This window comes from Flavobacterium sp. FlaQc-49 (assembly GCF_044005985.1).
GTDB lineage: Bacteria > Bacteroidota > Bacteroidia > Flavobacteriales > Flavobacteriaceae > Flavobacterium > Flavobacterium cupriresistens.
The window spans coordinates 931,061-938,728 of sequence record NZ_JBIPCS010000001.1 but is presented as its reverse complement, the minus strand read 5'-3'; the positions used below and the strand labels follow the sequence as shown (position 1 = coordinate 938,728).

6 protein-coding genes, 1 tRNA gene and 1 pseudogene are annotated in these 7,668 nt (G+C 34.3%); 2 read left to right on the top strand and 6 right to left on the bottom strand.

From position 1 onward, the window contains the following. The 6 genes and pseudogenes from ACHRV3_RS03325 to ACHRV3_RS03300 form a co-directional block, all read right to left on the bottom strand. The coding region (locus ACHRV3_RS03325; RefSeq protein ID WP_395442775.1) for a SprB repeat-containing protein at window positions 1-2,584 on the bottom strand (2,584 nt) is incomplete at its 3' end. Between the two features lie 792 nt (window positions 2,585-3,376). After that, a tRNA-Tyr gene (locus ACHRV3_RS03320) sits at window positions 3,377-3,460 on the bottom strand. Window positions 3,461-4,343: 883 nt separating this feature from the next. Next, window positions 4,344-4,730 (bottom strand): annotated as a pseudogene (locus tag ACHRV3_RS03315) (TlpA family protein disulfide reductase); the annotation flags it as partial. 18 nt (window positions 4,731-4,748) lie between these two features. Next, window positions 4,749-5,510, bottom strand: coding sequence for a DUF4369 domain-containing protein (locus ACHRV3_RS03310; protein ID WP_047777119.1), 762 nt, complete (start codon window positions 5,508-5,510; stop codon window positions 4,749-4,751). A gap of 260 nt (window positions 5,511-5,770) precedes the next feature. After that, window positions 5,771-6,211, bottom strand: coding sequence for a KTSC domain-containing protein (locus ACHRV3_RS03305; RefSeq protein WP_047777121.1), 441 nt, complete (start codon window positions 6,209-6,211; stop codon window positions 5,771-5,773). A gap of 271 nt (window positions 6,212-6,482) precedes the next feature. Then, complete coding sequence (locus ACHRV3_RS03300) at window positions 6,483-6,734, bottom strand: hypothetical protein (RefSeq protein ID WP_047777125.1); 252 nt, start codon at window positions 6,732-6,734, stop codon at window positions 6,483-6,485. Between the two features lie 89 nt (window positions 6,735-6,823). Between ACHRV3_RS03300 and ACHRV3_RS03295 the strand changes: the two genes are divergently transcribed. Beyond that, window positions 6,824-7,363 (top strand): hypothetical protein, encoded by a 540-nt coding sequence (locus tag ACHRV3_RS03295; RefSeq protein ID WP_395427607.1) that lies wholly within the window; start codon window positions 6,824-6,826, stop codon window positions 7,361-7,363. Then, complete coding sequence (locus ACHRV3_RS03290) at window positions 7,363-7,512, top strand: hypothetical protein (RefSeq protein ID WP_230002348.1); 150 nt, start codon at window positions 7,363-7,365, stop codon at window positions 7,510-7,512. Before ACHRV3_RS03295 ends, ACHRV3_RS03290 begins: the two co-directional genes overlap by 1 nt. The last annotated feature ends 156 nt before the right edge of the window (window positions 7,513-7,668 follow it).

The following is a 7,668-nucleotide window of genomic DNA, read 5'->3' as shown; positions in this document are numbered from 1 at the left end:
TAATGATTTGTGTGAAAATAGCAGAAGTATTTCCACAATCGTCATTAACCGTCCAAGTATTAGTATATGTTCCGGCATTAGCACAACCTTGAGAAGCTACAAAAGCACCGCTTACTTTTACAATGTTTGTCACATCTGTATCACAAGCGTCAGCAGCCACTGGGAATTGAGCTTGAGCATTAGCCAAAGCTGTTGCATCGCTACATTGAACCGTAGTATTTAATGTTCCGGCTTGAGTTGACCAAGTAGGAGCAGTAGTGTCTTCGATAGTAATGATTTGAGTGAAAATAGCAGAAGTATTTCCGCAATCATCATTAACCGTCCAAGTATTAGTATAGGTTCCGGCGTTAGCACAACCTTGAGAAGCTACAAAAGCACCGCTTACTTTTACAATGTTTGTCACATCCGTATCACAAGCATCAGTAGCTACTGGGAATTGCGCTTGAGCATTAGCCAAAGCTGTTGCATCACTACATTGAACCGTTGTATTTAATGTTCCGGCTTGAGTAGACCAAGTAGGAGCAGTAGTATCTTCGATAGTAATGATTTGAGTGAAAATAGCAGAAGTATTTCCGCAATCATCATTAACAGTCCAAGTATTAGTATATGTTCCGGCGTTAGCACAACCTTGCGAAGCTACAAAAGCACCGCTTACTTTTACAATGTTGGTCACATCCGTATCACAAGCATCAGAAGCCACTGGGAATTGCGCTTGAGCATTAGCTAAAGCTGTTGCATCACTACATTGAACAGTAGTATTTAATGTTCCGGCTTGAGTTGACCAAGTAGGAGCAGTAGTATCTTCGATGGTAATGATTTGTGTGAAAATAGCAGAAGTATTTCCACAATCGTCATTAACCGTCCAAGTATTAGTATATGTTCCGGCATTAGCACAACCTTGAGAAGCTACAAAAGCACCGCTTACTTTTACAATGTTGGTCACATCTGTATCACAAGCGTCAGTAGCTACTGGGAATTGAGCTTGAGCATTAGCCAAAGCTGTTGCATCACTACATTGAACCGTTGTATTTAATGTTCCGGCTTGAGTTGACCAAGTAGGAGCAGTGGTATCTTCGATGGTAATGATTTGCGTGAAAATAGCAGAAGTATTTCCACAATCGTCATTAACCGTCCAAGTATTAGTATATGTTCCGGCGTTAGCACAACCTTGAGAAGCTATAAAAGCACCGCTTACTTTTACAATGTTGGTCACATCCGTATCACAAGCGTCAGTTGCAATCGGGAATTGAGCTTGAGCATTAGCTAAACCTGCATTATTACTGCATTGTAAAGTTACATTAAGATTCGTTGGTGCAGTAGTCCAAGTAGGAGCTGTATTGTCTACAACATTTATTGTTTGACTTACTGGCAGTGAAGTGTTATTACAGGCATCTTTTGCTGTCCACGTTCTGGTAATTGAGTACTTACCAAGGCATGATCCGGGGGTATTTACATCAACGAATGTAAGCGAGGTGACTGTCCCACTGTTATCAGTAGCTGTTGCTTGATCAAATACAGGTGTGTTTGGACAATTAATCGTTGTAGGAGAAGGTAATGGAGCGATTATCGGTTTAATTGTATCTCCATTAGTTATTGTTACAGAAAGTTGTTTTGTACAGTTGTTGCTGTCCGTAACGGTAACAGTATAGGTTCCGGAGGTAACATTTGCTAAATCTTTTGTAGTAGCACCGGTACTCCATAGATACGTATAATTAGGTGTACCACCAGCGACATTTAATGTGATAGAAGAAGTACCCCCACTGCAACCTACATTAGTATGGGTTTCACTCAGCATTAGTTCAGTCGGCTCTATTATTTGAAGTGTATATGAATTTGATATGTTTTGGGAATCTATAACGGTTAATTTTGCCGTATTATTTGAAGTTGTATAAGTATAGGTTGGATTAGCTATAGTTGAATCGGGTGCCCCACCATCATTTTTGAAATCCCAAGCATAGGTATAAGGAGGTTTTCCCCCATTTGTTGTCGATGTAAAGTTAACCGTTGTATTTGTACCAACCTTACATGCTTTGTAACTGAACTGAACCGCTAAAGGTTTAGAAATAATAAATGAATTTGTAAAATCACATTGAGAATTTGAAAAACTACTACATTGATAGTTTGGTCCAGGATCATTATTACTATTCGTTTTCCAAGCTATTATTGTGTTTGTAAGGCTTAATTCGTCCCCACAAGTCCAGTTGAATGGACCATATAATAACTTTTTATTTGACCCAGGAACAATATCTCCTAATAAAACATTTAAAAAAGTGGTAGTTCCTGCAATAGTTAAATCGGAATTTAATCGTGCAAAGTGGATACTGGAATTTGAGTTGGAAGAGTAATTAAGATAAATATAAACCTGCTGTACTTGACCAATTGTGCAGGTTGTATTGGTAATGGGAACTCCATTTACATTGGAAAGACTTAGATACACATCTGTTAGCGTATAATTGTTTGATGTACAACTAAAACCACAGGTTCTTAAATCTACTTGAGAAAATGAAGAATAAATATTAAATATTAGAAGCAACGTTATGAAAACGTTTTTCAGGTTTTTAAAAAAAGAAGTAATGTTTTTCATAATCTCTTATTTTTAAAATTTGACAGGATGTACTATGAACTTTTTGCGTGTTTTTAATCAGTTTAAAGTTGATTAAAATTAAGGAGCGGTAATAAGTCGATATTAAGATTATCTTAAAAAATTAACATATTAATTACGAGATCAAAATTATAATGTTTATTTTGATTTGATTTTCTTTATCTTTGAATTACTTAAATACTCGTTGAAAAGTAGTTTTCAACTTAATAATCGCAAAAAAATGGTCTATTGTATTCAGAATAAGTCTTTATTTTGCAAATTATGAAATGATTTATTAAAGGATGCCAAAAAAAATCTGTCGCATTTTGGAATAACTTTTGTCTTTAGAATTTTAAACCGATCAAAAAATGAATACTAAAGGTTATTATTTTCCAAAATACATAATTCTTCAGTCAGTATATTTCAAATTAAAATTTACACTTAGTTATTGGGATGTTGAAGAAATAATGAAGATTAGAGGAGTGATTGTAGATCATGCCACGATTCAGCATTGGATTTAAAAGTTTGACTTTTGCTTGAGGCAGATATGAAGAAGAGAAAAGGTAGAGTGGAGGAGAGTTGTAGATTGGATAAGACCTATATCAAAGTAAAAGGTATTTGATGTTATTTATATATAGCGGTAGATAAATTAGGTAATACGGTAGGCTTTCTTTTGACCGGAAAAAATAGATAATGAGCGCTCAGTCATTTCTAATCCTTAAATTTTCAGATCTTCTCACAATTTTTGAGTCTCTTTGAAATAAAAAAAAGTCCTAATTTTTATTAGGACTTTTTTGGTGGGGAGAGCAGGATTCGAACCTGCGAAGTTCACACAGCAGATTTACAGTCTGCCCTCGTTGGCCGCTTGAGTATCTCCCCGAAGCTTGTTTTGTTGCGCTTTGCTGTGCTAAGCGGTTGCAAATATAGGAACGTTTTCTATGTTTACAAACAAAAACCGAACTTAATTTTAAGTTATTTTAAAGATGTTTTTTAACTCATTGGTGTTGAATAAAATAAAAAAGTATCAAACAATGATTTTTTTTACTTTGTTCCGAATATTGATGTCATTTAGTATAAAGCACCAGAGTTTTTGCTCTTAAGATGTGTCTTTTTTAGTTTGAGTAGTTGTTTTTTCTGATGAAAAGTGTGAAAGTAATAAAAAGACAAAGAGACAAAGAGACAAAGAGATAAAGAGATAAAGAGATAAAGAGATAAAGAGATAAAGAGATAAAGAGACAAAGCGGCAAGGTTTTGTTTAATAGCCTCCAGCTTTAGCTGGAGATAAAAAAAGGGATATAGAGAGGCTTTAGCCAAAACTATGTGTTTTCGCTTCTGAGAGGTTAGTTATTCTTCATATGATAAAGATTTTCGACAACAACGCACAATATTTAAATCTTAGTAGAGGATTACGATTAAAGACTAAGGTACTTTGAGAACAATAGTGCTTAAGTCGCGCGCTAAGAAATAAAAACGAACAGTCTTAGTGGAAATCTACAGAAAAAGAGTTTGTATCTCTAAGAGCTAAAAACAACACCCTTTGGATAAAATTGGTAGCTTTTACGTTTAACCAGTCAAAGTAAAATGAGAGAAGACGCTCCCAGTTTTAACCTGAAACCTGAAACCTGAAACCTGAAACCTGAAACCTGAAACCTGAAACTTGAAACGTGAAACTTTCAATCTGAAACAAAACCCCCAAGAAAACCCCTCACATAACAAAAAAATCTCCACTAAGGGAGATTTTTTTAAGGTATTCCGACGGCTGTTATTTAGCCAAAAGTTCTAAGATTTTTGCTCTTAATTCAGGGCCTCTTAAGTCTTGAGCAACTACTTTACCGGTTGCATCAAGTATAAAAGTAGCTGGAATCGATTCAACATTGTATTGTTTCGCGATTGGCTCTTCCCAGTATTTTAAGTTAGAAACCTGTGTCCATGTAAGGCCATCTTTTGCGATTGCTTCTTTCCATGCACCGGCTTCTTTGTCTAAAGAAACACCAACAATATTTAATCCTTTTGAATGTAGTTCTTTGTAAATAGCTACAACATTAGGATTTTCTTTTCTGCATGGGCCACACCAAGATGCCCAAAAGTCTACAATAGTTACTTTTCCTAAACTTTGTTTAAGCGAAATAACTTTTCCTTCCGGATTAGGCGCAGAAAAATCAGATCTTCATTTAGCGTTACCAACGGCAGGAGCTGTAGCACCAACTGCAGGCATTTTTGCTTGACCTATTTTTGTTTTGATTTCTTTACCAGGAATCGTGTTTTTTAAAGACTCATCTAAAGAGTTGTATAAAGCTTCAGCTTTTTTGATATCAGTTGATGGATCTCCTAACATACCTTGAATGATCAAAGCAGAGATGTAAGATTTTGGGTGACCTTCAGCATAAGCAACATATTTCTTTTTAGAATCTGCTTGTACTTCTGTTTGAATAGTCATGTATTGTTTCATCAAACCGTTGATAGTTGCTGTATCTTGAGCTTGTTGAGCTGCTTGCATTTTCTGAGTGTTGTTTTTCTGAAAATCAGCTAATCTTTTTTGAGTTTTAGTAAGTTCAGCATTAAATGTAGTATACTCATCATTATTGTAAGTACCTGACACTTTAGATTTGTGGATGCTGTCTTTATCAACTGCAACAAGAATCTCTCCTGTTTCTAAGATAAAAGGGATTGGATTGTTAGCTCCTTGAAGGATTAAAGTATGAAAAGCCGGTTCAGTTACTTTTCCTTTGATTTCGAATTTTCCGTTTTCAACTTTTACAGTGTCTAGAGCGACAGTCATTTTTGTTGCTGGGTCCTGACCTTGTAGGATGATCGTTTTTCCGTTTTCAATTCCTTTTGCGGTTCCTGTAATTAGGTATTCTCCGTCTTTAACTTTGCTGCATGAAATTATCGCTACAGAAGCAGTTAGTAAAAAAAGTATTTTTTTCATTATAAAAAATTAATTAGTTAATTGATTTGTGCAACAAAAGTATCTAAAAATATAAAATATAAAGAATTTTGTCGCCTAAAATTTTGTTATAGTTTTTTTAGGGTTAAATATCATGTTGTCAGGCTGTTTGTTTGTAAAAAAGACACTGAAACTTATAATGCTATTATTATTTCAAAGTAAATAGCGCAATTTTTTATTTTAAAAACATAAAAAAAGCATCCTGTTGCCAGAATGCTTATATAGATAGTTTGTGTGTAAATCTATTCTTGATTTGTTTTCTTTCTCCAAGTAAAAGAGTTCAAAATGTGTCTTTTTGCAAATCTTCCAGGAGAATCTGCGTTTACCATTTTTACATAAGTAGCTTTAGGAACACTGATGTATTCGTAAACACTTCCATTAGAGAAATCGATAATTAAACGTCCTTCAACAAATTTATAATCTGTAATTGAACAAGTCGAAATTGTTTCAGTGTATTCAGGTAAATTAGTTTTAATCGTTTCAGGATTAATACTTACCAAAAAGTGATAAGCTTCAATGATCGCTTTACTTTTCTCTTCTGCAGCTTTCAAACCAGCATCATCACCTTGAAATTTATCAGGATGAGATTCTTTCATCGCATTACGATAAATTGTTTTAAGATCTTTTAATTCTGCAGTTTTGTCTACATTTAATAACTTACGGTATTCAACTATTTTTTTCATAAATAAAAGGTAACTTCTTGTCTATTAGTTTGAAATGAATATTTAATACTTCAAAACGACAATTTTTTTGCAAAGGTACACTTTTTTTTAACTTTTTAGATTTCAGGGAAAAAATATTCAGAATTTTTAAAGTTCCGGGACTTGGTTTGCAGTCGTAGTACCAGTTTTCAGTCGTAGTACCAGTTTTCAGTCTCAGTCTCAGTTTTCAGTTTTCAGTCTCAGTCGCAAAGACAGTTGACGTCCAAGGAGCGACTGCGACTGAAGACTCTTTTTACTTATTCTCCGGCTTGTTATTCGCCTTATCGAAGTTTTTAGATTTTTTTGGATACTTATCGTAGCTAATATCGCTTGGATTTTCGATAATCGATTTGATCGTAATCATATCGCCAACAGTAAAATTAGTGTGGGCAATTTTGTAATCTAAAAGATATGCTCCACAAAAATAATTGTTGTTTTCATCTTTTTCTATAACGCCGGTATAAACTCCTTTTTGCATCATTTTATCGTGTGAGTCTTTAGACATAACTTTCTTTGTTTTTAAATTGAAGTTGCAAAGTTAATCAATATATCGTTTGGTTTAGGGAGTTCAGGACAATCTGAGTATATTTGCATATGCAAAAAAACTTTAGACCCCATCCCAATTCTTTTAAAAATACATTTTGTGTCTTTCAGGAAGTTTTACCGGATGCGATTACAGGTTTAAAAATTCAGTTCGAAAGTAAAGCCGGTAGTACCTATTATTATACCGAAAACGGAATGTACAGGATTTCGAATCATTGGGGAAGATTGGCTAACAGCAAATGGCGATTGGTAGCAATGGAGCAGGAAACAGTGTCAAAAACAAAAATAGGTTTTGCGGCCTGGAGCGAATTTTATCCTGACAATGCAATAGAAAAATTGTATTATATTCAGGCCGATTTTGATCAGAATACGGTCAATTATCAGCATAAAAACAATCCGGAGTATGATAAAAAAGCAATTTTGAGGACTAGTTTTGAAACCACAAAACGGATCAAACAAATTAGAAATCTGCAGCAATTGACTTCTTGGGCCAAACATTTTGAAGAAGATATAGACGTTTTGAGAGAGAAGATAATCACAGAATTGATTTTTACTGAAAAAACATTAGAAGAAATTAAAAGAGAAATATAATGGGACGCAACAACGAAAGGAATATCAAAAAGCACAATGACAAATTGCACAAAGCCCAAAACAAAGTGAAACAGGCTGAAATTGCGCGTAAAGAAAAGTTAAAAGAAATTATAAAAAAGTTCAACGAAGATAAGGCTACTGAGGAATAGTACGTTTGCCACGAATTTCACGAATTGTCACTAATTTTATACGCAATATTGGAAGACATTGGTTAATTAACTGAATTATGATGGCGACTATTTTTAAAAAGTTTTTTCAAAAGTAATTCGCGATAATTAGTGAAATTCGGGGCAGAAAAAATAAAA

Bases quoted from the DNA above. Each gene is read 5' to 3' on its own strand.
- ACHRV3_RS03295 (WP_395427607.1), top strand. From the start codon at position 6,824: ATGCAAAAAAACTTTAGACCCCATCCCAATTCTTTTAAAAATACATTT.
- ACHRV3_RS03305 (WP_047777121.1), bottom strand. From the start codon at position 6,211: ATGAAAAAAATAGTTGAATACCGTAAGTTATTAAATGTAGACAAAACT.
- ACHRV3_RS03300 (WP_047777125.1), bottom strand. From the start codon at position 6,734: ATGTCTAAAGACTCACACGATAAAATGATGCAAAAAGGAGTTTATACC.
- ACHRV3_RS03310 (WP_047777119.1), bottom strand. From the start codon at position 5,510: ATGAAAAAAATACTTTTTTTACTAACTGCTTCTGTAGCGATAATTTCA.
- ACHRV3_RS03290 (WP_230002348.1), top strand. From the start codon at position 7,363: ATGGGACGCAACAACGAAAGGAATATCAAAAAGCACAATGACAAATTG.